20 protein-coding genes and 1 tRNA gene are annotated in these 22,570 nt (G+C 63.1%); 6 read left to right on the forward strand and 15 right to left on the reverse strand.

The window, feature by feature from the left end; all coding sequences use genetic code 11:
• Positions 1-21: 21 nt before the first annotated feature.
• The 4 genes from EJ076_RS15390 to EJ076_RS15405 form a co-directional block, all read right to left on the reverse strand.
• On the reverse strand, positions 22-366 hold the full coding sequence (locus EJ076_RS15390) for a hypothetical protein (protein WP_109662448.1): 345 nt from the start codon (positions 364-366) through the stop codon (positions 22-24).
• 295 nt (positions 367-661) lie between these two features.
• Complete coding sequence (locus EJ076_RS35220) at positions 662-1,099, reverse strand: hypothetical protein (protein WP_164548649.1); 438 nt, start codon at positions 1,097-1,099, stop codon at positions 662-664.
• Between the two features lie 6 nt (positions 1,100-1,105).
• Positions 1,106-1,321, reverse strand: coding sequence for a hypothetical protein (locus EJ076_RS15400; RefSeq protein WP_109663311.1), 216 nt, complete (start codon positions 1,319-1,321; stop codon positions 1,106-1,108).
• A 590-nt stretch (positions 1,322-1,911) separates the two neighbouring features.
• Positions 1,912-2,193, reverse strand: a complete 282-nt coding sequence (locus tag EJ076_RS15405; protein WP_109662451.1) for a hypothetical protein — start codon at positions 2,191-2,193, stop codon at positions 1,912-1,914.
• Between the two features lie 713 nt (positions 2,194-2,906).
• Here EJ076_RS15405 and EJ076_RS15415 point away from each other — a divergent pair.
• Positions 2,907-3,167 carry a hypothetical protein gene (locus EJ076_RS15415; protein WP_126068457.1) on the forward strand — a complete coding sequence of 87 codons (261 nt, stop codon included), beginning with the start codon at positions 2,907-2,909 and terminating at the stop codon, positions 3,165-3,167.
• A 182-nt stretch (positions 3,168-3,349) separates the two neighbouring features.
• On the opposite strand, the gene EJ076_RS15420 is transcribed toward EJ076_RS15415, so the two are convergent.
• Positions 3,350-3,426: transfer RNA gene (locus EJ076_RS15420), tRNA-Pro, on the reverse strand.
• Between the two features lie 201 nt (positions 3,427-3,627).
• Here EJ076_RS15420 and EJ076_RS15425 point away from each other — a divergent pair.
• Positions 3,628-5,148 (forward strand): phosphomannomutase/phosphoglucomutase, encoded by a 1,521-nt coding sequence (locus tag EJ076_RS15425; protein WP_126068458.1) that lies wholly within the window; start codon positions 3,628-3,630, stop codon positions 5,146-5,148.
• 12 nt (positions 5,149-5,160) lie between these two features.
• Positions 5,161-7,401, forward strand: coding sequence for a mannose-1-phosphate guanylyltransferase/mannose-6-phosphate isomerase (locus EJ076_RS15430; protein WP_126068459.1), 2,241 nt, complete (start codon positions 5,161-5,163; stop codon positions 7,399-7,401).
• 7 nt (positions 7,402-7,408) lie between these two features.
• On the opposite strand, the gene betB is transcribed toward EJ076_RS15430, so the two are convergent.
• From betB to betI, 5 genes are read right to left on the reverse strand one after another with little or no spacing between them, the layout of a single operon-like run.
• Complete coding sequence (gene betB / locus EJ076_RS15435) at positions 7,409-8,872, reverse strand: betaine-aldehyde dehydrogenase (protein WP_126068460.1); 1,464 nt, start codon at positions 8,870-8,872, stop codon at positions 7,409-7,411.
• Between the two features lie 53 nt (positions 8,873-8,925).
• Positions 8,926-10,578 carry a choline dehydrogenase gene (gene betA / locus EJ076_RS15440; protein WP_126068461.1) on the reverse strand — a complete coding sequence of 551 codons (1,653 nt, stop codon included), beginning with the start codon at positions 10,576-10,578 and terminating at the stop codon, positions 8,926-8,928.
• The gene (locus tag EJ076_RS15445) at positions 10,571-11,572 is read right to left on the reverse strand and encodes a threonine/serine dehydratase (RefSeq protein ID WP_126068462.1); all 1,002 of its coding nucleotides are present in this window, start codon (positions 11,570-11,572) and stop codon (positions 10,571-10,573) included. The genes betA and EJ076_RS15445 overlap by 8 nt, the downstream gene beginning before the upstream one ends.
• The gene (gene betC, locus EJ076_RS15450; RefSeq protein ID WP_126068463.1) at positions 11,572-13,101 is read right to left on the reverse strand and encodes a choline-sulfatase; all 1,530 of its coding nucleotides are present in this window, start codon (positions 13,099-13,101) and stop codon (positions 11,572-11,574) included. Before betC ends, EJ076_RS15445 begins: the two co-directional genes overlap by 1 nt.
• Positions 13,098-13,688 (reverse strand): transcriptional regulator BetI, encoded by a 591-nt coding sequence (gene betI, locus EJ076_RS15455; RefSeq protein WP_126068464.1) that lies wholly within the window; start codon positions 13,686-13,688, stop codon positions 13,098-13,100. The genes betC and betI overlap by 4 nt, the downstream gene beginning before the upstream one ends.
• A 199-nt stretch (positions 13,689-13,887) precedes the next feature.
• Here betI and EJ076_RS15460 point away from each other — a divergent pair, with 199 nt between their 5' ends.
• The gene (locus EJ076_RS15460) at positions 13,888-15,054 is read left to right on the forward strand and encodes an acetyl-CoA acetyltransferase (RefSeq protein ID WP_126068465.1); all 1,167 of its coding nucleotides are present in this window, start codon (positions 13,888-13,890) and stop codon (positions 15,052-15,054) included.
• 28 nt (positions 15,055-15,082) lie between these two features.
• Positions 15,083-16,087, forward strand: a complete 1,005-nt coding sequence (locus EJ076_RS15465) for an asparaginase (protein ID WP_126068466.1) — start codon at positions 15,083-15,085, stop codon at positions 16,085-16,087.
• On the opposite strand, the gene EJ076_RS15470 is transcribed toward EJ076_RS15465, so the two are convergent.
• Complete coding sequence (locus tag EJ076_RS15470) at positions 16,080-17,456, reverse strand: TIGR03808 family TAT-translocated repetitive protein (protein WP_126068467.1); 1,377 nt, start codon at positions 17,454-17,456, stop codon at positions 16,080-16,082. The two genes, EJ076_RS15465 and EJ076_RS15470, sit on opposite strands and share 8 nt — an antisense overlap.
• A 119-nt stretch (positions 17,457-17,575) precedes the next feature.
• On the opposite strand from EJ076_RS15470, the gene greA reads away from it, so the two are divergent.
• The gene (gene greA, locus EJ076_RS15475) at positions 17,576-18,049 is read left to right on the forward strand and encodes a transcription elongation factor GreA (protein ID WP_109662476.1); all 474 of its coding nucleotides are present in this window, start codon (positions 17,576-17,578) and stop codon (positions 18,047-18,049) included.
• On the opposite strand, the gene EJ076_RS15480 is transcribed toward greA, so the two are convergent.
• The 4 genes from EJ076_RS15480 to EJ076_RS15495 form a co-directional block, all read right to left on the reverse strand.
• Positions 18,046-18,432, reverse strand: a complete 387-nt coding sequence (locus EJ076_RS15480; protein ID WP_126068468.1) for a type II toxin-antitoxin system death-on-curing family toxin — start codon at positions 18,430-18,432, stop codon at positions 18,046-18,048. The genes greA and EJ076_RS15480 overlap by 4 nt on opposite strands.
• Positions 18,429-18,659: an AbrB/MazE/SpoVT family DNA-binding domain-containing protein gene (locus tag EJ076_RS15485; protein ID WP_023760503.1), complete on the reverse strand. Its 231-nt coding sequence runs from the start codon at positions 18,657-18,659 to the stop codon at positions 18,429-18,431. Before EJ076_RS15485 ends, EJ076_RS15480 begins: the two co-directional genes overlap by 4 nt.
• A gap of 70 nt (positions 18,660-18,729) precedes the next feature.
• Positions 18,730-20,847, reverse strand: coding sequence for a methylmalonyl-CoA mutase (scpA, locus tag EJ076_RS15490; protein ID WP_126068469.1), 2,118 nt, complete (start codon positions 20,845-20,847; stop codon positions 18,730-18,732).
• On the reverse strand, positions 20,844-22,286 hold the full coding sequence (locus tag EJ076_RS15495) for a methylmalonyl-CoA mutase subunit beta (protein WP_126068470.1): 1,443 nt from the start codon (positions 22,284-22,286) through the stop codon (positions 20,844-20,846). The genes scpA and EJ076_RS15495 overlap by 4 nt, the downstream gene beginning before the upstream one ends.
• Positions 22,287-22,570: the final 284 nt, after the last annotated feature.

Below are 22,570 nucleotides of genomic sequence, written 5' to 3' on the forward strand. Positions count from 1 at the left end.
AGCCGCAGATGGTCTGTTCACTCAGTCCGTTGACCGCGGGCACTTGTTTGCCCGTACCGCGACCATGGCATCTTGTTGCTGCTTCAGCCGGTCGATCCTGGCCGTTTCACGGCCGGCGACTGCGGTCTTCACGCGCGAGCCGCCCAGCAGCCAGCGCGGAACACTGGTGTTCACGACCTTGCCGCGGGTGATTGCGGTTTGCGAGATGTTACGGGCAATGTCTCCCAGCGCGCTGTTGAGCTCGGTGCATGTCATCGAATCGTATTTCGCCGGATCGACGGTTCTGCTGATCGATGAACAGCCAGCGACAAGAAACAGTGCAATCATCAGGGCCGGTGGCAAGGCTGTCGTCGAATTCAAATTCATGTCGCATCCGGCTCGCCGTTTCATCGACCCATAGTACCCACCGAACTATCTAGGGCCGAAGGCCATTTCGTCAAAGTTTGCGACTGCGAAGGACCCTGCCACTGCGCGCAGCCTTACCGGCTAAGGCAGGAACATTCTCGGGCACTCGAAGTTGGTACCCGTCGAGTGCTTTAATTCAATCACTGGTAAACGGAGAGAGCCCGTCTCGGCTGACGCCGGGGCGGGCTTTTCGCGCATTTTGGTGATCTCCGGCCACAACGGTTGTCGGGCTGTTTATTCAATTCCCTGGAAATTCTCACGCTGCTTCGGCGACGATTGTCGTCGGGGCGTAACCGCCGAGCACTGCCTGGGCGATGTCGGTCTCATTTTCATCGACATGAGCCGTTACCAGAACGATCCCCTCGGCACTACTGCGATCATCCGTCTTCACGGCTGTCACGGTGAATGTTCCAAGCAGGCCGCCAGCAATGCCGCCGCAGACCGCGCCTGCGACCGCTGTCGCCCATACGCTCGCAGCACTGATGCCGTCGGCTGCAACTGCGCTCAGGCAGGTCAACCCGCCAGCGGCAGCGCCAAGGATGGCCCCCAAAGCGGAAGCCCGCAGAGATCCCACTTCGTCATTGTAAGGTCCGATGACGGCAATCTGTACCCGAGGAATTCCGGCCGCCACAAGGTCGCCGGCGACCCGGGCCGCTTGGGCATGGGAATCAAAAAGTCTGCTGATTGTTGGCATGGTCACTCAAGGCTTTTGGCTGTTCGGCAGCGTGTCGGTGACGAAGGATGCGGCAATCAGGTCGTCGCTTTCAATTCGGCCCTGGCGGTCCCCCATGATGGCAGCGACCTTGTGGAAGGCCTTCATTTCGCCCTCGGTAATTTGGGCCTCCTCCATCTTGGCCTTGAGGTCAGCGACGCGCATCCCCAAGGCATGGGATCTTGCAGTCTCAATGTTCGACATGATGATGGTCATCCGTTTCATTTTTGATGGTCTTTGCGCCCAACCAACCGAACTTGGGGCAAGTGCAAAAGGTTCCCAGGTCGGGCTTCGGTCGGGCAGGGAGCCGGACCTAAGTCCGATCGCAAAACGCAATGGTCTTATCTGGGGCGTCGCTCGGAACGGCCACTGCTTGCGATCGTTGTCCGCTGCACGTTTGCGGGAGGAAGCTGATGGAGAGGAGTGTTGGCCAAGCGCGCTGGTTGCTCGCACCGGTCTTCGCCGTGGCCATCACCTTCATAGTGATGGGCATAGCTCTTGGCTGAGCATCCCGGAGGTCGCCCACGAGTTTTACACATCGGCGCTGTTATGTCCCTTCCTGCGCTGATAGGGTTCGCTCGCTGTACCTGTGTGGCGGGCGAACCCTCAACTTTCACGAGCGGCAGCTCGTAGCATTCAGGCGAGTCAGATTCTGTGAGCTTTCGGACGGCGCGTCGGCAAATGGTTTGCGGTCACGCCAGCATTCAATTTGATCCTGAGGTCCAAAATTTGTCGGCTGGGCGCGTCAAGGAAAAACGACCCGACTCCCAAGAGCCGGGCCGTGGGTCGGGGGATCAGTAGCCGTCGTTTTCGATCACCACCGGGCGGTGGTGGCGGTGAGTGGAGACGGAGCCTGTCACGACGACGGTGTCTCGACGATGATGCCGGCGCCCATGGTCATAGAACGCAACCTCGCCGTGGCGGCGATGGTGCAAGCGCTGGCCATCTTCGTTGATGATCTTGACGCTGTTTTGGTGTCGATGGTGGGTTCTGATAACCACATCGGCCTCGGCTGCCGAAGCCATAACGGGCAATCCCATGGAAAGCGCCAACGCGCACATGATCATTGTTTTCATTGCAGTTTCTCCATTTCCTTAATTAGCCCTTCGTTGGATAACTGCCTCTGATCACTTTGGTTCCGGCCTTCCAACGACCAGCCCGAACACTTGCGGCAAGTCGAAGAACGGGCGATCGCCTCGCCTCTCGCTGATGACACTTGCAAAGAACGATCTGCCTCGCCGCATCAGTCTCGCCCACGTCAGGCAGCACAACGATCTGTCCCCAAAAATCGCAATATCTGGCCACTGCCTCCGGCAGTTCCTTGCTGCGCATGCCGGAGATGGTAGCGACATCACCTTCGCGACAGTTGGTCTTTCCGGAGAACTGCGCAGCCGCCGCCACTATTTCGCTTGACCCCTCGTCGCCCGCCTGGGAGGGCGCGCGGGAGGCAGGCCAGCGCAACGGCTGTTGTGAGAACCAATTTGCGCATGATGCCTCCGAGCCTGACCGGCATTCTGTTGCTGCAATTCACCGGACCCTTCGCTCGACCTGGCCAAACGATGGAACATTAGGCGAGCCTAATGGTTCTATTTCTCACAGCCGGCACGGTTTGTCGTCTGCTGCAGATCAGCCGGCAAAGGCTGGTCGGCCCGCGTCTCCGCCAGAGGCGCGGGCTTCCCCCAGGCAACAGGAGAGAGATTATGAACAACATCATTTGGCTCGTCGGAGCGGTGGTCATCGTCCTAGCGATCTTGAGCTTTTTCGGCCTTCGCTAAGGGCGATGCGAGCGATGTTCGTCGACCCTTTGTCGGAACATGGTCAGCCGAAGCGGACACTGCGAAAGCGCCGCGGACGGTCGGCCGAAGATCGACACGATGGCAGGGATGGCATTGCCTCTGTGCCATCCGAGGAAAAGAGCTTTCGCATCTGGTTCCTATCCAGTGAAACAGGCATCACCGCGGATCAGGCTTGCGAACTTGTCGACAGGATCGAGACAGACGGCGCGGCATTGTTGAATGCCGCGCGGCTCATGAAAATTCACTCGCAGTGACCGACAAACCTGTAGCCACCGACGTCGTCGGCATCTTCGAGAGGCCCACCGGCGCGCCGTACCGACGACGAAGGACAAGACTCTCAGCCTGTCTCACCGAGGAGCGAGCCATCTCGCTCTATTTTCAGGCGGGATATCAGTTTGAGCGCCAAAGTCGGGATGCGCTAACACTTTGTTTTTTCTGGTCGGAGTGGCAGGATTTGAACCTGCGACCCCCTCGTCCCGAACGAGGTGCGCTACCAGGCTGCGCTACACTCCGTGACCAGACCGCGGGCTTATAGCCGCCACACTTCGTTCCTGCAAGCGGCAATGGCAGCGCTTCTGTCGCATTTCGTCCGCTTTCTCAGGGCATTTCCGCCAAGCCCGGATTTCGCTCCGGGATAAACGTGGCTTAAAGCCTTGTGTGCTAAGCCGCAGCCCTCGATAGATCGTATTTTCTGCCGCCTGGAGTTCTGCTGTCTTGTCCCCAAAAATCGTTGGCGACGCCCGGCCCAACAGTTTCGAATTCGAAACCGAAGCGCTGATCAAGGCGTCCGGCTTTCGCGAATATGACGCGCGCTGGTGGTTCGGCCATCCCGGCTCCGCGCAACTGCCGGAGCTCAACCTGATCGGCGTCCAGGCGCTCGGCATGGGGCTTGGCACGCTGATTCGCCGTCTCGGCGCCGGTCCGGATGTCGTCACCGGGCATGATTTCCGCTCCTATTCGCTGTCGATCAAGCTGGCGCTGGTGTCCGGACTGATGGCGGCGGGCGCTCGCGTGAGGGATATCGGCCTGGCGTTGTCGCCGATGGCCTATTTCGCTCAGTTCGCGCTCGATACCGCTTCCGTTGCCATGGTCACGGCCTCGCACAACGAGAATGGTTGGACCGGTGTCAAAATGGGCGCGGCCCGGCCGCTGACCTTCGGCCCCGAAGAGATGAGCGCGCTGAAGGCGATCGTACTGGCCGGCGATTTCGACCTCACTGGCGGCGGCTCTTATGATTTCGTCCGTGATTTTCGCGCGACCTATCTCGACGATCTGACCCGCGACAAGCGCATCACGCGAAAGCTGAAAGTGGTGGTCGCATGCGGCAACGGGACCGCCGGCGCCTTTGCCCCGCAAGCGCTGGAACGCATCGGCTGCGAGGTCATCCCGCTCGATGTCGAACTCGATCATACCTTCCCGCGTTACAATCCCAATCCTGAGGACATGCAGATGCTGCATGCCATCAGGGACAAGGTGCTGGTGTCAGGCGCCGATGTCGGGCTCGGCTTCGATGGCGACGGCGACCGCTGCGGCGTCGTCGACAATGAAGGCAACGAGATTTTTGCCGACAAGGTCGGGGTCATGCTGGCGCGGGATATTTCCAGCCAGCATCCGGGCTCGACTTTCGTTGTCGACGTCAAGTCGACCGGCCTGTTCAACACAGACAGCGTGCTGCGTGCCAACGGCGCCGCCACCGATTACTGGAAGACCGGCCACTCCTACATCAAGCGCCGCGTCGCCGAGCTTGGCGCGGTCGCCGGTTTCGAAAAGTCGGGCCATTTCTTCTTCAACCCGCCGATCGGCCGCGGTTACGACGACGGTCTGGTCACCGCCATCGCCATCTGCCAGATGCTGGATCGCAGCCCCGGCAGTTCGATGGCCGATCTCTACCGCGCGCTGCCGCTGACCTTCGGCACGCCAACCATGTCGCCGCACTGCGCGGACGATGTGAAGTATGGCGTGGTCGAGCGGGTGGTTGCCGACTTTCAGGCCATGAAGCGGGATGGAAGGGTTTTCGCCGGCCAGAAGATTGCAGATCTCATCACCGTCAATGGCGTGCGTGTCGTCGCCGAGGACGGCACCTGGGGGCTGGTGCGCGCCTCGTCGAACAAGCCGGAGCTCGTGGTGGTTGTCGAAAGCCCGGTATCGTCGCAGCGTCGCCGGCAGATGTTCGACGCCGTCGACGCCGTGCTGCGCCGCAGCCCCGAGGTGGGTGCCTACAATCAGACGTTTTGAAATGGTAATCGAATGACCGAGCGGATTGTCAGTTTTGTCATAAGCGGTGGCGTCGGCTCGCGGTTGTGGCCGCTGTCGCGCGAGGACAATCCCAAGCAGTTCCACGATCTGTCAGGCGACGGCTCGATGCTGGCCAAGACCTTGCGCCGGCTGACGGCCCGACCGGAAGGCGAAACGCCGATCTTCCTGATCGCCGCGGAGCGCCATGCCGATCGTGTCCACGCCGATCTTGCTGGTCTTGACCTCGCGGGCGGCGGTCCGCTGTTCGAGCCGACGGGGCGCAACACAGCCGCCGCCGTCGCGCTGGCGACGCTGCGCACACTGTCCGAGTTCGGCGACAGCCTGGTGCTGGTGGTGCCGTCGGACCATGAGATATCGACCCCGCGCCAATTCTGGCAGAGCGTAGAAGCCGGCACCGAGGCAGCACGCGAGGGCAGGCTGGTGGTGTTCGGCATCAAGCCGACACAGCCCGAGACCGGCTACGGCTATATCGAGGTCGCGACCGAAAGCGGCGGCACCTTCGACGTGTCGCGCTTCGTCGAAAAGCCGGATCTTGCGACCGCGCAAACTTATCTCAAGGCCGGAACTTTCTACTGGAACACCGGCATCTTCCTGTTTCGCGCCGGCGCCATGCGGGACGCCTTTATGGCGTTCCAGCCTGATATCTGGCAGGCCACCGAAGCAGCCTACAAGGCAGCGACATCGGACCTGTCCGGCCTCTACATGCCGCTTGAACTCTACGCCGCCATTCCGTCGAACTCGATCGACTACGCCATCATGGAGCGGGCAAGAGACATCGCCATGGTGCCGGCCGGCTTCCGCTGGAACGATCTCGGCTCGTGGCAGTCACTGCTCGATGTCGGCCCCGCCGACGACCAGGGCAATGTCATCATTGGCGATGTCGTCGCCATCGATTGCGAAAATTCCTACATCCGCAGTGACGGCCGCCTGCTGTCGGCGATCGGCATGAAGGACGTCGCCATCGTCTCGACATCGGACGCCACCTTCGTCGCCCCGGTCAGCCGCAGCCAGCACGTCAAGAAGATCGTCGAGCAACTCGAAAAATCAGGCCGGCTGGAAACCAGGTTCACGCCCGCGCAAGACCGCGTCATCGAAAGCGGCGCCTGGCGCCGGCGCGTGCACCACTGGCTGTTTCAGGAGACCTTGCCGCTGTGGTCGACATCAGGCGTCGACGAACGCCATGGTGGTTTTCATGAGGCGCTCGGCCTGGACGCCTCACCGCTGATGAAGCCCAAGCGCATGCGCACCATGGCAAGGCAGGTCTATGCCTTCGCCGTCGCCCGGGCGCGCGGCTGGGACGGTCCGGCCGACCGATTGATCAGCCACGGCATCGCCTTCATGGCCGGGAAGGGCCGCACCGACAGGGGTGGCTGGGTTCGCACGCTGAATGTCGACGGTTCGGTCGCCGACGCCACCGAGGATGCCTACGATCATTCCTGCGTACTCCTGGCACTGGCGCATGCGCATATGTCGGGCAATCCCGACGCCTTGCGGCTCGGCGAGGAAACCCTCGCCTTTCTTGATGCGCATCTCGAAGACAGCCGCATGACCGGCTTCCTCGAGACATCGGACGGCAAAGGCGAGCGCCGCTCCAACCCGCACATGCACCTGCTCGAAGCTTTCATGGCCTGGCATCAGGCGACAGGCGAGCGCGCCCATCTGCGCCGCGCGGCGCGCATCATCGACCTCTTCCGCAGTCATTTCTTCGATCCGGAAAGCTGGACGCTTGGCGAGTATTTCGATGCCGAATGGAAACCCTCCGCCGGCGAGAAAGGCTCATGGACCGAGCCCGGCCATCATTTCGAATGGGCCTCACTGCTGGTCGATTTCGCCGGGCGCAGCGGCCAGGCCGAGTTGAGCGGCTTTGCCAGGAAACTCTACGCCTCGGCCATCGCCAATGGCCTCAACCGCGCCACCGGCCTTGCCTATGGCGCCGTCTCGCGGCAGGGCCTGCCGCTCGACCTAATATCACGCAGCTGGCCGCAGGCTGAAGCGGTGAAGGCGGCGATCGCGCTGGACGGTTCGGGTGGCCCTGACCTCAAGCCGGAGATCGAGGCACGCGTCGGCCGGTTGTTCCGCTGGCACATCGACCCGGCGCCGCTCGGCCTGTGGATCGACCGCATCGACGAGCGCGGCCGCTCGCTGGCGACGGATGTGCCGGCCAGCATTTTTTATCATCTGGTCTGCGCGCTGACCCAGTATCTGGACAGCACGGCGGACCCGAAGGCGTAGGGCTGGGTCAATATGGGCTCGCCACGTTGCCAGTCTCGACGTAGATCGACTTCAGCTGCGAATACAGCGCCAGCGCTGCCAGCGAATTCTCACGTCCGATGCCTGACTGCTTGAAGCCGCCGAACGGGATTTCCACGGGAGTCAGATTGTAGGCGTTGATCCAGCAGGTGCCGGCCTGCAGCTCGGCAATGACGCGGTGGGCGCGCGGCAGGTCGCGCGTGAAGACGCCGGCGGCGAGACCGAATTCGGTGTCGTTGGCGCGGTCGATCACCTCGTCCTCGCCGTCGAATTTCAACACGCTCATCACTGGCCCGAAAATTTCTTCACGGGCGATGCGCATGCCATCGGTGACGCCGGTGAACACCGTCGGCTCGACGAAGAACCCGCCCTGAAAACCCTGCAGTGAAGGCACGTTGCCGCCGCAGGCGAGGACGGCGCCATCCTGCTTGCCGATCCCGATATATCCGACCACCTTGTCGTGCTGCGCCTTGGAGACCAGCGGGCCCATCTGGGTTTCGGGATCGAGCGGATCGCCGATGCGGATTTTCTTGGTCCGCTCTATCAGACGGTCGACAAAGCGGTCGTGGATGCCGCTCTGCACGAAGACCCGCGTGCCGTTGGAGCAGATCTGGCCGGTCGAATAGAAATTGCCGAGCATGGCGCCGCCGATGGCGTTCTCGATGTCGGCATCGTCGAAGACGATCAGCGGCGACTTGCCGCCGAGCTCCATCGTCGCGTGCTTCATTTTCGAGCCAGCGAGCGACAGCACCTTGCGGCCGGTCGGGACGGAGCCCGTCACCGAGACCTTGGCGACGACATCGTGGCCGACAAGCCCGGCGCCGACATCGCCATAGCCCTGCACCACATTGAACAGCCCATCGGGCAGGCCGGCCTCGCTGTAGATCTCGGCCAGCGCCAGTGCTGACAGCGGTGTGTTTTCCGACGGCTTGAACACCATGGCGTTGCCCATGGCGAGCGCGGGTGCTGATTTCCAGCCGGCGATCTGGATCGGATAGTTCCAGGCACCGATGCCGACACAGACGCCGAGCGCTTCGCGCCTTGTGTAGGCGAAGGGCCCGCCGAGATCGACCGACTCGCCATTGTAGGCGGCAACCGCACCGCCGAAGTATTCAAGGCAATCCGCCGCCGACGGGGCGTCCGCCACCAGCGTTTCCTGGATCGCCTTGCCGGTGTCCAGCGTCTCGATGCGGGCGAGGTCGGCATTGCGGGCGCGCAATATGTCGGCGGCGCGGCGCAGGATGCGCCCACGCTCTACCGGCTTCAGCCGCGCCCAGGCGGGCTGCGCAGCGCGTGCTGCCTCGACGGCGAGTTCCAGTACGTTCGGCGTCGCCGAGCGCAGCATGGCGATGGTCTCACCGGTTGCCGGATAGATGACCGGCAGCGGCGCGCCGCCGTCGTCCTCGATGTAGCGTCCATTGACATAGTGCGATGCCGTGGGCTGGGCGCGCATGGGAGGTCTCCAAATCGTCTTCGCTTTTGGCGGAACGTTCGCCGGATCATGCTCTATCTGTCCGACGCCTGCCAGCGCGGATTGATCCATGGTTCCTGGTTGGACGGCGCCAGCGGCGTGCGGCCAAGGATATGGTCGGATGCCTTCTCGCCGGTCATGATCGATGGCGCGTTGAGATTGCCGTTGGTGACGCGCGGGAAGATCGAGGAATCCGCTACCCGCAAGCCTTCGACGCCGATGACCCGGCATTCCGGATCGACGACGCTCATCATGTCGTCGGCGCGGCCCATCTTGCAGGTGCCGCAAGGATGGTAAGCGCTCTCGGCGTGGTCGCGAATGAAGATATCGAGGTCGTCGTCCGACTGCACCTGGCTGCCCGGCGAGATTTCCTTGCCCCGATAGGGATCGAACGCCGACTGGCCGAAGATCTCGCGCGTCAGCCGGATGCAGTGGCGGAACTCCGTCCAGTCGTCTGGATGCGACATGTAGTTGAAGCGGATCACCGGCTGCGATTTCGGGTCCGGCGAGCGCAGCGTCACCGAGCCGCGTGACTTCGATCGCATCGGCCCGACATGCGCCTGGAAGCCATGCGACTTGGCCGCCGCCTTGCCGTCATAGCGGACTGCGGCGGGGATGAAATGGTACTGGATGTCGGGGTAGTCGACACCTGCACGTGAGCGCACGAAGGCCGCCGCTTCGAAATGGTTGGTGGCGCCGAGGCCGGTCTTGAAGAACAGCCACTGCGCGCCGATGAGTGCTTTCGAGAACGGGTTCAGCACTGAATTGAGCGTGATCGGCAGTAGTGATTCCTGCTGGATGTAGAGCTCCATATGGTCCTGCAAATTGCGCCCGACGCCGGGTCGGTCGGCCACCACCGCAATGCCGTTTTCGCGCAAATGCTCGGCCGGGCCGATGCCGGACAGCATCAGGATCTTGGGTGAATTGATCGACGATGCGGCGACGATCACCTCACGTCGCGCCTTAACGACCTGAATCTGTTTGTGAGCTTCGATCTCGACGCCGACGGCGCGTTGATTCTCGATGATCACCCGCCGCGCAAAGCCCTTGACCAGACTCACGTTTTTGCTCTTCAGCGCCGGCTTCAGATAGGCTGATGCCGCCGACCAGCGGCGGCCGCCGCTTATGGTCTGCTCCATCGGCCCAAATCCTTCCTGCTTGGAACCGTTGTAGTCGTCGGTCAGTTCGAACCCGGCCTGCCGGCCGGCCTCGACAAAGGCGCCGTAGAGCGGATTGCGCCGCGAGCCGCGTTGTACATGCAACGGACCACTTTTGCCCCGCCAGCCATCCTCGCCACCGTCGGAGTCTTCCATGCGCTTGAAATAGGGGAGCACGTCGGCGAAGCCCCAACCAGCCGCACCCTCTTCGGCCCAATGGTCGAAGTCGCGGGCGTGGCCGCGCACATAGACCATGCCGTTGATCGAGGACGAGCCGCCGATGACCTTGCCGCGCGGCGTCGCCAGCACGCGCCCGCCGAGATGCGGTTCCGGCTCGCTGGCAAAGCCCCAGTCGTAAAGGCTCATGTTGAGCGGGATCGACAGGGCCGACGGCATCTGGATCAGCGGCCCGATATCGCTGCCGCCGAATTCGATGACGATGACCGAATGCTTGCCGTCCTCAGACAGCCGATAGGCCATGGCCGAGCCGGCCGAGCCGGAGCCGATGATGACGAAATCCGCTTCAAGCATGGTTCATATGCGCCATGAAATCGGCGAGCGAGACATTGCCGCCGGTAGCCACAACAAGGACGGTCTTGCCCTTCACATCCACCTTGCCGCCGAGGAGTGCTGCCAGCGACGCCGCCCCCGATGGTTCGAGCACCAGCTTCATGCGCTCGAAGGCGATCCGCATGGCGCTGCGCACCGATTGATCATCGACGGTGATGCCGCGAACGCCGGCGGTCTTGACCGCGGCAAACGGCGCGTCGCCCGGCCGGCGCGACATCAGCCCGTCGCAGATCGACTTCGGCCCGATCGGCATCGTCTCGATAGCGCCATGCGCCAGCGACGAGCCCATACCGTTGAAACCTTCCGGCTCGACGCCGATGATCTCAGTGGCGGGCGACAGATAGTGGAAGGCGAGCGAGACGCCACCGATCAGCCCACCGCCACCGACCGAGCAGAACAAGAGGTCGGCGCTGGCACCCTTGGCCTCAAGCTGGTCGAGCGCTTCGAGGCCGGCGCCGGCCTGGCCGGCGACGATCTCCGGATCGTCAAAAGGATGCAGCAGCGCCAGCCCCTCTGTCTCGGCGATCTCGCGTGCCTTGGCGGCGGCGACTTCTTCACGCGCCCGCTCGCCATGGTCGGTCAGCACGACGCGGGCGCCATAACCCGCCGTTGCGTCGCGCTTGGCGGCCGGTGCATCGATCGGCATGACGATGGTGACGGGAATGCCGAGCGCCTGGCCGGCGGCCGCCAGCCCTTGCGCGAAATTGCCGGAGGAATAGGCGACGACGCCTTTCTTCGCCTCTTCGGGCGAAAGCTGCTTCAGCCGCCAATAGGCGCCGCGCACCTTGAACGAGCCTGCCCATTGCAGCGATTCCGGCTTGATAAAGACGCGGGCCGCACCCGTCTCCCTGGCCAGTGCTGTCGATTCCAGCAGCGGCGTGATCTGTGTCGCCCTGGATGTGACGGCATAGGCCTGCTTGAGGTGGTCAAGGGAGGGGACGAGAAGGTCTGACATCATTCGCCTCGCGGATACCTTTTGCTCTCTTCGAGATTGTCGAGGTTCATGTGATTGCGCATGTATCGCTCGGACGCTTTTTGCAGGGGCTGGAAATCCCAGGGGTAGTAGGCGCCGTTGCGCAGCGCCGGATAGACGACCCAGCGGCGCGCCTGGCTTTCGCGCACGGCGGCGTCGAAGCCGGCCATGTCCCAGCGCGCCTGGACCTTGTCCATGAATGCCGCCACCAGGCCCGCATTGGCGGGATCGTCGGCCAGATTGTCCCGCTCGAGCGGATCGGCTTCGAGATCGAACAGTTGCGGCGGATCGAGCTCGCAATGGACGAATTTGTATCTGCCCTCGCGGATCGCCACCAAAGGCGCGTTGGAGCCTTCGGCGGCATACTCCATCAGCACCGGCGCGGCGCGCTCGGTGCCCTCGGTGAGCGGCAGCAGCGACTGGCCGTCGGTCCACGGTGCGATCGCAGCGATGTCGATGCCGGCGAGGTCGCAAAGCGTCGGCGCCACATCGAGATTGGAGACCGGCGTCTCGATCAGCCCGGCGCGAACGCCTTTGCCGGCAATCATCAGCGGCACCCGCGCCGAACCCTCGAAGAAGCTCATCTTGAACCACAGGCCGCGCTCGCCGAGCATGTCGCCATGGTCCGAGCAGAACAGGATGATTGTGTCGTCGGCCATGCGGGTGCGCTCGAGAACGTCCAGAAGCTCGCCGAGCTTGTCGTCGACATAGGAGATGTTGGCGAAATAGCCGCGCCGCGAACGACGCACCTGCTCTGGCGTGATCTCGAAAGAGGGATAGTCGCTGGCGTGGTAAAGCCGCCGGGAATGCGCATCCTGCTCGTCACGCGCGATGAACCCGGTTTCCGGGTCCAGCGCCTGGCAATGCTCGTAGAGGTCCCAATACTGCTTACGCGCGACATAGGGATCGTGCGGGTGCGACAGCGAGACGGTCAGGCACCAGGGCCGATGGTTCGCATCGTCCTGTTCGCGCGAAAGCTGATAGAGCTTCTGCGTGGCCAGGAACACGACCTCGTCGTCATACTCCATCTGGTTGGTGATCTCGGCGATGCCGGCGCCGGTCACCGAGCCCAGATTGTGATACCACCAGTCGATACGCTCGCCGGGCTTGCGGTAGTCCGGCGTCCAGCCGAAATCCGCCGGGTAGATGTCGGTGGTCAGCCGCTCCTCGAAACCGTGCAGCTGATCCGGTCCGACGAAATGCATCTTGCCCGACAGGCAGGTGTGGTAGCCGGCGGCGCGCAGATGATGGGCGAAGGTCGGGATCGATGAGGCGAATTCGGCGGCATTGTCGTAGACGCCGGTGCGCGACGGCAATTGCCCGCTCATGAACGAGGCACGGCCCGGCGCGCAGAGTGGCGACGCCGTGTAGTTGTTGGCAAAGCGCGCCGAACGCGCGGCCAACGCCTTCAGATGCGGTACGTGCAGAAATTCGGCCGGCCCATCCGGAAACAGGGTCCCGTTGAGCTGATCGACCATGACGATCAAGAAATTGGGTCGCTTCGTTGTCACTGTTTGCGCCGCTCGCCGAGTTTGGTTTCGAGATAGTCCTCGACCAGCGCGATCGCGGTCGCGGCATCAGGCACGCCGTCCTTCAGCGCCCGCCTGATGTAGAGCCCGTCGATCATTGCCGCTGTCGCTTCGGCGGCGCGGTCGGCTTCGGCTCTGGGCAGGATCCCGGTCAGGCCGCTCATCAGGTTGGAGTGCAAGCGCCGTGCGTAGACCCTGAGCAGCCTCCGCAAGGCTGGTGATTTCTGCGCCTCGACATAGAAGGCGAGCCAGGCGGCGATGGTTTCCGGTTGGAACTGGATGTCGGAAAAGTTGACGGCAACCACGGCCGAAACGCGTTGGCGCGGGGTGGCAGCCGATTGAAGGGCGCGCCGCATGTCGGTGGTCAGTTCGGCCAGGATGTGCCGCATTGTCGCCAGCAGAAGCTCGTCCTTGGCGCCGAAATAGTGATGGGCAAGCGCGGAGGATACACCAGCGCGTCCGGCGATCTCGGACATGGTCACGTTGAGCGAACCGCGCTCGCCGATCGCCGAGATCGCCGCGTCGATGAGCGCCTTGCGGCGCAATGGCTCCATTCCGACCTTCGGCATCTCACTACGTCCTTTGAAGCAGGATTATTTTTTATTGACGGGTCAATCAACAAAAAAATTGGCACTGGCTTCGTCTGTACCAAGCGATTGTCTGGTTCCAGCCCTTCACGACGCGGACAAGATTGTTTACATTTGAACAATAAATGCGACGTGCGCCGTGAGCCCACATGCTAGGCTGGCGCCAAGGATGGAGACCGCCATGACCGCATGTATCGTTGGCTGGGCGCATTCGCGCTTCGGCAAGCTCGAGGGCGAAACGCTCGAAAACCTGATCGTCAAGGTGGCAACGGACGCGCTGGACCATGCCGGCATCGGTCCCGACGAGGTCGACGAGATCGTGCTCGGCCACTTCAACGCCGGCTTTTCGGCGCAGGATTTCACCGCCAGCCTGGTGCTTCAGGCCGACGACCGGCTGCGCTTCAAGCCGGCGACGCGCGTCGAAAACGCTTGTGCCACGGGATCGGCGGCGGTCCGGCAAGGCATCCGCGCCATTGACGCCAATGCCGCCCGCATCGTGCTGGTGGTCGGCGCCGAGCAGATGACGACCACGCCGGGGCCAGAGATCGGCAAGAACCTGCTCAAGGCGTCCTATCTGCCCGAGGATGGCGACACGCCTGCGGGTTTCGCCGGCGTCTTCGGCAAGATCGCGCAGGCCTATTTCCAGCGCTATGGCGACCAGTCGGACGCGCTCGCCATGATCGCCGCCAAGAACCACAAGAATGGCGTCGACAACCCCTATGCGCAGATGCGCAAGGATTTCGGCTACGAGTTCTGCCGCCAGGAGAGCGAGAAGAACCCGTTCGTTGCCGGTCCCCTGAAGCGCACCGATTGCTCGCTGGTCTCCGACGGTGCCGCTGCCCTTATCCTCGCCGACACCGCGACGGCGCTGAGGATGCGGCGTGCCGTTGCCTTCCGCGCCAACGAACATGTGCAGGATTTCCTGCCGATGTCGAAGCGCGACATCCTGACCTTCGAAGGCTGCGAGCAGGCCTGGACCCGAGCGCTTAAGAACGCCGGCGTGACACTCGACGATCTCTCCTTCGTCGAAACGCATGACTGCTTCACCATTGCCGAACTGATCGAATATGAGGCGATGGGCCTGGCCAAGCCGGGCGAGGGCGCCAGGCTGGCGCTGGACGGTACAACGGCCAAGGATGGCCGCCTGCCGGTCAATCCGTCCGGCGGGCTCAAGGCCAAGGGCCATCCGATCGGCGCCACGGGCGTGTCGATGCATGTCTTGACCGCCATGCAACTTGTCGGCGAAGCCGGCGGCATCCAGGTGCCGGGCGCAAAACTCGGCGGTATCTTCAATATGGGCGGTGCGGCGGTCGCCAACTACGTTTCCATATTGGACCGGATCAGGTAGAAGCAGCCCGTATTTTTACGGGGTAGCTATGACAAATCCGGTTCTGATCGAAGTCTTGCGCGGCGCGATCGTCGAGAGTGCGCATCGTGGTGCGGTCGCGGTCTTCGGTGCCGATGGCAAGCCGGTCTGGGAGATCGGCGATACCGCCAAGCCGGTGTTCCCGCGCTCGGCGGTCAAGGCGATCCAGGCATTGCCGCTGGTCGAAAGCGGGGCGGCGGATGCCTATGGTTTCGGCAACCGCGAACTGGCGCTTGCCTGTGCGTCCCACTCGGGCGAGCCGGCACATGTCGAACTGGCGCGGTCCATGCTGGCCAAGGCCGGGCTGGAGGGATCAGCACTCGAATGCGGTACGCATTGGCCGTCCAATCATGACGCCGAGATTGCGCTCGCCCGCGCCGGCGGTTCGCCGAATGCATTGCACAACAATTGCTCCGGCAAGCATTCCGGCTTCCTCTGCACCTGCGTCCACGCCGGCATTGCGCACCGCGGCTATGTCAAGCCGGAGCACGGCCTGCAGGAGATGGTGCGCGACGCCATGCAGGCGGTGACGGGCGCTGTCCATGGCGCAGACGAGCGGGCCACCGATGGCTGCTCGATCCCGACCTATGCGGTGCCGCTCAGGAGCTTCGCGCTCGGCTTTGCCCGCATGGCCACGACAAATGGTTTTGGCCCCGAGAGAGCCAAGGCCGCAAAGCGGCTGCTGGCCGCCTGCATGGCCGAGCCCTTCTTCGTTGCCGGCACCGGCCGCGAAGACGTCGCGCTGATGGAGGCCGCACCAGGGCGGATTTTCACGAAAGGCGGCGCAGAAGGCGTCCACTGTGCTGCAATTCCGGAACTTGGCCTCGGCATCGCGCTGAAATGCGATGATGGCGCCGGCCGCGCCGGCGGAGCCATGGTTGCCGCCGTTCTTGCCAAATTGTTGCGCGCCGACGAGGCCCTGGCGTCAAAGCTGAGCGAACTGGCAAGCGCGCCCATCGAAAACCGGAACGGTGCCAAGGTCGGGGGGCTCAGGCCCACCGCGGCCCTCAACTGACGTGATTGCGCTCGACGGTCAGATGCGCATAGCCGGTATCGTTTGACGAGGCGAGATCGCCTGTCGCCGGCTCGGCCCAGCGCTGGCCGACAATAGCGCCGTTCAGGGCGCCGTCTATGATGTTATCGGATATGACGGCCGTGCCGGCGCCCTCGACGACGGACACGACGATGCCGGTTCCAGCCTTGCGGATGATGTTGCCGGTGGCCACGACATCGCGCAGATACGGCCCCCAGCCGATCTGCATGCCGTAGAGCGGTGCGTCCTCGATGACGTTGTTGGAAACGGTCGTGTCGGCTTCGACACCGATGCCGACGCCAAACCCCGGCGAGTCGGCAGGGTAGGGGCCGCTGGTCGACAGATTGCGCACGATGTTGCCCGAGCAGACGCCCATGCGGCCGCCTTCGTTGAAATTGACGATCGAGATGCCGTTGGCGGCGCCGTCGACAATGTTGTTGCTGATGATGGCGCCTTCGAACGAGAATTCGGAGTAGACCGCCGTTTCACCCGAACGCGAGCAGGTGTTGCCCGATATTTGCAGATTGCTGGCGCTGTTGGCGCGGATCGCCGAGAAGGCGCAGTCCGAGACGATGTTGCCCGAAATGACGACATTGCCGGCGCGAAAGGCGTTAATGCCATTGCCGTTCTGTCCCGTTCCGCCGCTGCGCGCCTGGATCCGTTCGACGCGGTTACCGGTGACCATGGTGCCGTCTTCCGCCGCCTGCCAGCGGTGCACGAGGATGCCGCCATTGGCGCAGTCGGAGACGGTGTTGCCTGTGATGGCCAGCCCGCTGGCCTCGACCGAATAGATGCCGGCATCGGCAGCCCCCGATATCTCCGAGCGCTCGACCCGGCCCGAAGCGTGTTCCAGCGCCAGTCCGTTCTTGCCGCTGCCGGTGATCTGGCAATTGTCGACGACGAGGTGCGCGACCCGGCGCAGATCGAGCAATCCTTGCGCATAATCGCCCATCGAGTGGTTTGCGCCGTCGAAGACCAGCCCGCTGAGTTCGACATGGTCGGCCTGTTCGGCCATGAACAGGTGGCTGTCGCCGCCATAGACGATCCGCGTTGCGCCCGGCACGCCGAAAAGACGCACGCGGGCGGGCAGCGAGAGGTTGGACACCACATAGGTGCCCGGAGGCAGGAACACTGCCATGTCGCGGTCGTTGGCATCGCGCAGCAGTTTGGCGAAGGCCTTGCTCTGATCGTCGAAGGTGCCGGGCTGCACGCCGAGTTCCGTGGCATTGATCGAGCCGCGCATCGAGGCTTTCTCGATGCCGGTCAGGCTCGCCGCCGCCGCCTTGCCGAGCGAGAGGCCCATGACGGCAAAGCCGGCGGTTCCGGTCAGCAGCGTTCGTCTGTTCAACATCGGCACAGTGTCCTGGCGTTCAACCTTGGCGTCGCAGGAATCGTGCCAGACGGTCTGCCTCCTCTCAAGACCGGAGACAATGGCTTGTCGAGCAGCCTTTCCGCGCCTAAGTTCACGGAATGAGCAGAGCTTTTACCCGCGAGGAAGACAGCGAAAACGCCATCGCCGGTGTCGGTGAGCGACCGGTCAGCCAGCACCGCAATCTGGTGACGGAGCACGGTCTGGCGCAGATCGAGGAAAATCTCGCCGATCTGCGCGATCTCCTGGCGAAGGCCGAGCGGAAAGCAGACCGCGAGCGCATCGCGGTCGTGTCACGCGACCTGCGCTACTGGACCGCCCGACGCGAAAGCGCCGAACTCTCCGTACCGGAGCCGGGCAGCGACCTGGTACGCTTCGGCATGGGCGTCACGCTCGAGGGCGATGACGGCAGGAAGGTGCACTGGAAAATCGTCGGCGAGGACGAGGCTGATCCGACCAAGGGTAGCATTTCGCATGTTTCGCCGATGGCCGTGGCCCTGTTCGGCAAGAAGGTCGGCGACTTGGCCAGCGTCAACGGCAAGGAATGGGAAATCGTCAAGCTCTCCGAGAGCTAATCCTCGAGCTTGACGACATGGTCGCGGAAGAAGGCTGCGGCTCCAGTTTCATCGATCTCGCCAGCGGCAACCATCAAGACCAGTTGAATCACGTCCTGCTGGTCGGCCTCGACGCTTAATCCGTTGAAATAAAGAAACAGATCGGCCGCGGCAAAGGCAGTACGCTTGTTGCCGTCAACGAAGGGGTGGTTCTTGGCGATGCCGAACAGATATGCCGCCGCCAGTTCGCACAAATCCGGATCGCCATAGATCTCTCGCTGCTGTGGACGGGAGAGCGCCGACTCCAGCATGCCCTCATCTCGTATACCTACCGCCCCGCCGTGCAGGCGCAACTGCTCGGCGTGAAGCGACTCCACGAACTCCCTCGAATGATGTTCGGTCATTTCGCGAGCGCGCGGTAGGCAACCTCGTACTTTTTCATCCGCTCGCGTGCGATCTTCATCTTGCGCTCGAACTCCTCGGCGCTGTCTTCGGTGCGACGCAAACGAAGCTCTTCGCCTTCCTGAACGATGACGATGCTGTCGCCTGCCTTCATGTTCAAACGGTCGAGCAGCTCCTTCGGTAGGATCACGCCCTCGGAATTGCCGATCTTGCGTATGGTCGTGTTCATGACGGATATCCTGTTGCAACGTCGATTATAACTCGACCAACGAGAAGTTGCAACAGATATTATAACAGGCCTAAGCCAGCAGCCGGTCCAACAAACGATCCGCTGCCTCTGGAATGACTGTGCCCGGCGGAAAGATCTCCGCCGCCCCCGCCTGCAGCACGGCGTCATAGTCCTGCGGCGGGATGACGCCACCGGCGACGATCAGCATATCGCCTCGGCCGAGCTTCTTCAGCGCGTCGCGCAGTTCGGGGATCAGCGTCAGATGTCCCGCCGCCAGTGACGAGGCGCCGACGATATGGACGTCCTGTGCGACGGCGAGCCTGGCGATCTCATCGGGTGTCTGGAACATCGCTCCAACAGTGACGTCGAAGCCGAGATCGGCGAAGGCCGTGGCGATGACCTTCTGGCCACGGTCGTGGCCGTCCTGTCCCATCTTGGCAACGAGAATGCGCGGCCTGCCGCCGGATTTCTTCTCGAAGGCTTCAAGTTTGCCCTGCAGTCCGTCGACCACGGCATTGCCGCCGAGGGCCTTGCGATAGACGCCGGAAATGGTCTGCACCGTGGCGACATGGCGGCCAAAGGCTTTCTCCAGCGCCATCGAAATCTCGCCGACCGTGGCATTGGCGCGCGCGGCGCGGATGGCGAACTCCAGCAGGTTTTCATTGCCTTGCGCGGCACGGGTCAGCGCATCGAGCGCGCTTTCGACGGCGGCGACATCGCGCGTGCCTTTCAGCCTTTGCAGCTTCGACAATTGCCGGGCCCTGACCTCGGCATTGTCGATCTTCAGCACGTCGACCTCGATGTCGGTCTCGGGACGATGCGCGTTGACGCCGACCAGCATCTGCTCGCCGGAATCGATGCGCGCCTGCGTGCGCGCGGCGGCTTCCTCGATGCGCAGCTTGGGAATGCCTTGCTCGGTCGCGGCGGCCATGCCGCCGAGCGCCTCGATCTCCTCGATGTGGGCAAGCGCTCGCGCTGCCAGGTCGTGCGTCAGCCGTTCGAGATAGGCCGAACCGCCCCACGGGTCGATGACGCGCGTCGTGCCGGATTCCATTTGTAGGATAAGCTGGGTGTTGCGGGCGATGCGTGCCGAATGGTCGGTCGGCAACGCCATCGCCTCGTCGAAGGAATTGGTGTGCAGCGACTGCGTGTGACCCTGCGTCGCCGCCATCGCCTCGATCATGGTGCGGACGATGTTGTTGTAGGGATCCTGCGCCGTCAGCGACCAGCCCGAGGTCTGGCAGTGGGTGCGCAGCGACAGCGAACGCTCGTCCTTCGGTGAAAAATTCTTCTGCATCAGGGTCGCCCACAGCAGGCGCGCGGCCCGCAGCTTGGCGACCTCCATGAAGAAGTTCATGCCGATCGCCCAGAAGAAGGACAGGCGCGGCGCAAAGCGGTCGATGTCGAGGCCCGCCGCAACGCCGGCGCGGGCATACTCGATGCCGTCGGCGATCGTATAGGCGAGCTCGAGGTCGGCCGTCGCGCCGGCCTCCTGCATGTGATAGCCGGAGATCGATATCGAGTTAAACTTCGGCATGTTCTTCGACGTGTAGGAGAAGATGTCCGACACGATCCGCATCGAGGGCTTCGGCGGATAGATGTAGGTGTTGCGGACCATGAACTCCTTCAGAATGTCGTTCTGGATGGTGCCGGCAAGATCCTTCTGCGCAACGCCCTGTTCTTCCGCCGCGACGATGTAGAGCGCCATGATCGGCAGCACCGCGCCGTTCATCGTCATCGACACCGTCATCTCGCCGAGCGGAATGCCGTCGAAGAGCTGGCGCATGTCGAGAATGGAATCGATGGCGACGCCCGCCATGCCGACGTCGCCGGCGACGCGCGGATGGTCGCTGTCATAGCCGCGATGCGTGGCAAGATCGAAGGCGACCGACAGTCCCTTCTGGCCGGCGGCGAGGTTGCGCCGGTAGAAAGCGTTGGATTCTTCGGCCGTCGAGAAGCCGGCATATTGCCGGATGGTCCAGGGCTGCTGGACATACATGGTCAGGTAGGGGCCGCGCACGAAGGGCGGCAGGCCTGGGTAGGTGTCGAGATGCGGCAATCCCTTGAGGTCGCTTTGATTGTAAAGATGCTTGGCGATAAGGCCTTCCGGTGTCGTCCGCTGGCCTTTGACCTCGACGGGTGCGCGGCGTGGCGGGACCCAGCCGATCTGACCGAAATCCGGGATCAAGAGGCGGCTCCGATCGATTGGTCGATGCGGGCCGGAAACAGCGGCTCGCAAACGGCAACGCCTTCGGTGAAGGCGGGCCGTCGCTCCGCTACCAGCGTCTCGACCGGCTGTTCGTTTTTCAGGGGATAGAGCGTGGTGCCGATGATGGCCCGCTCGCCTGCCCGGTAGGCTGCATTGCGCTGCGCTGCCGCGGAGTGAACGCGCTTCTGGATATGTCCGTCCTGAAGGCTGGACAGGACGCCGCCCTCGGCCTCGATTGTCTGCAATTCCGCCCAGGCCATCTCACAGAGTTCCGCGGTCAGCGCTTCGACCGCGCCGGAACCATAGGCGGGATCGGCGACATGATCGATATGGCTTTCATTGGCCATGATCAGCTGTGCGTTGCGGGCAACGCGACGGGCAAATCCCGCGGGCAAGCCATGCGCGATCGTGTGCGGCAGGATGGAGATGGAATCGGCGCCGCCGGACGCCGCGGCAAAGCAGGCAATGGTGGTGCGCAGGATGTTGGTCTCCGGGTCCATCGCCGTCATCATGCGAAACGACGTCTCGGCATGGATGTTGGCGGTGGATGTCGGGATCGAACAGGCCTCCTGCACCCGTGCCCAGAGTCTGCGCAGGGCCCGCACCTTGGCCATCGACAGCAATTGGTCCTGGTCGACGCTGAGCGCAAAGCCGATATGGGGCGCGGCATAGACAAGCGGCTGCCGCGCCGTCTCGAACATTCTGAGATAGGAGACCGCCGAAGCCAGCATGATGCCAAGCTCCTGCGCCTCTGTCGCACCGGCGTTGTGGAACACACGCCCGTCCGCCTCCAGCAGCACGCCTGGAACGCCCATGGAGAAGAAATGCGCCAGCGACTGCGGCATCGAGGCCTGCAGCGCCTCGATCGACATGCGCAGCCGGCCGGTTCCGGCGAAGATGGCCGCCGGATCGATGCCGAAGGAGAGGTTGAGCTTTGCCGGGTCCGAACGGCGCTTGCTCAGGAACGCGACCAGCCAGTCGGCCACGGCGCGGCTCCAGGGATGGGCGTCGATGCGAACCTGGACGCGGTTGAGCGGTACGCCGTCCAGCACCGTCTCCAGCGCCTTCGCCGTTCTCGGCAGGCCGTAACCGAACGCGTTCGGTGCCCCTTCGAAGACAAGCGACAATCCCGTAGCGCCTTGTGCTACGTCCTCCAGTGCCTGGGTTCTGGCACGGTCGATGTCCGGATCGTCGATGCGCTGGCTGACGATCCAGGGCAATTTTGGATTTGCGCGCACGATCGGTTCTGCTGCGGTGCTGCGGTCGTAGAGCGGTTCGATGCGGATGTTGTCATCGCTATGCGAGACCAGCTTCTCCTCGAAGGATGCGCCGGCCAGCGCTTTCTCAGCCAAGGCCAGCCATCGTTGGCGCTCGGCGTTCTCGGGTTCATCATCCCTAGTCAAGGCTCCGGCACCCATCCGTCTTCCTCGTTCTACGCGGCCGCACCAGCCGGGAGCAGTTCAGTCTACGGTCCCCGGTCCGATATCGCAATGCAATGCGCATTCAGAGACCGAATTCGATCCATCAGATATAGGTTAGCCTGCGTGGACGAACCATGAACGATTGCCAAACACCGGCAAAATCCGCAAGCTCCAAAAAACCGATTTTGAGGGCGGCCCCGATTTGAACGATTGGCCCGATTTGAACGACTGGCATTGTCGCTGTGCAACGGCCTCACTATACCTGCGGCAAGGCCACTGGC

Origin of the sequence: Mesorhizobium sp. M7D.F.Ca.US.005.01.1.1, assembly GCF_003952545.1 — a bacterium.
Lineage (GTDB): Bacteria > Pseudomonadota > Alphaproteobacteria > Rhizobiales > Rhizobiaceae > Mesorhizobium > Mesorhizobium loti.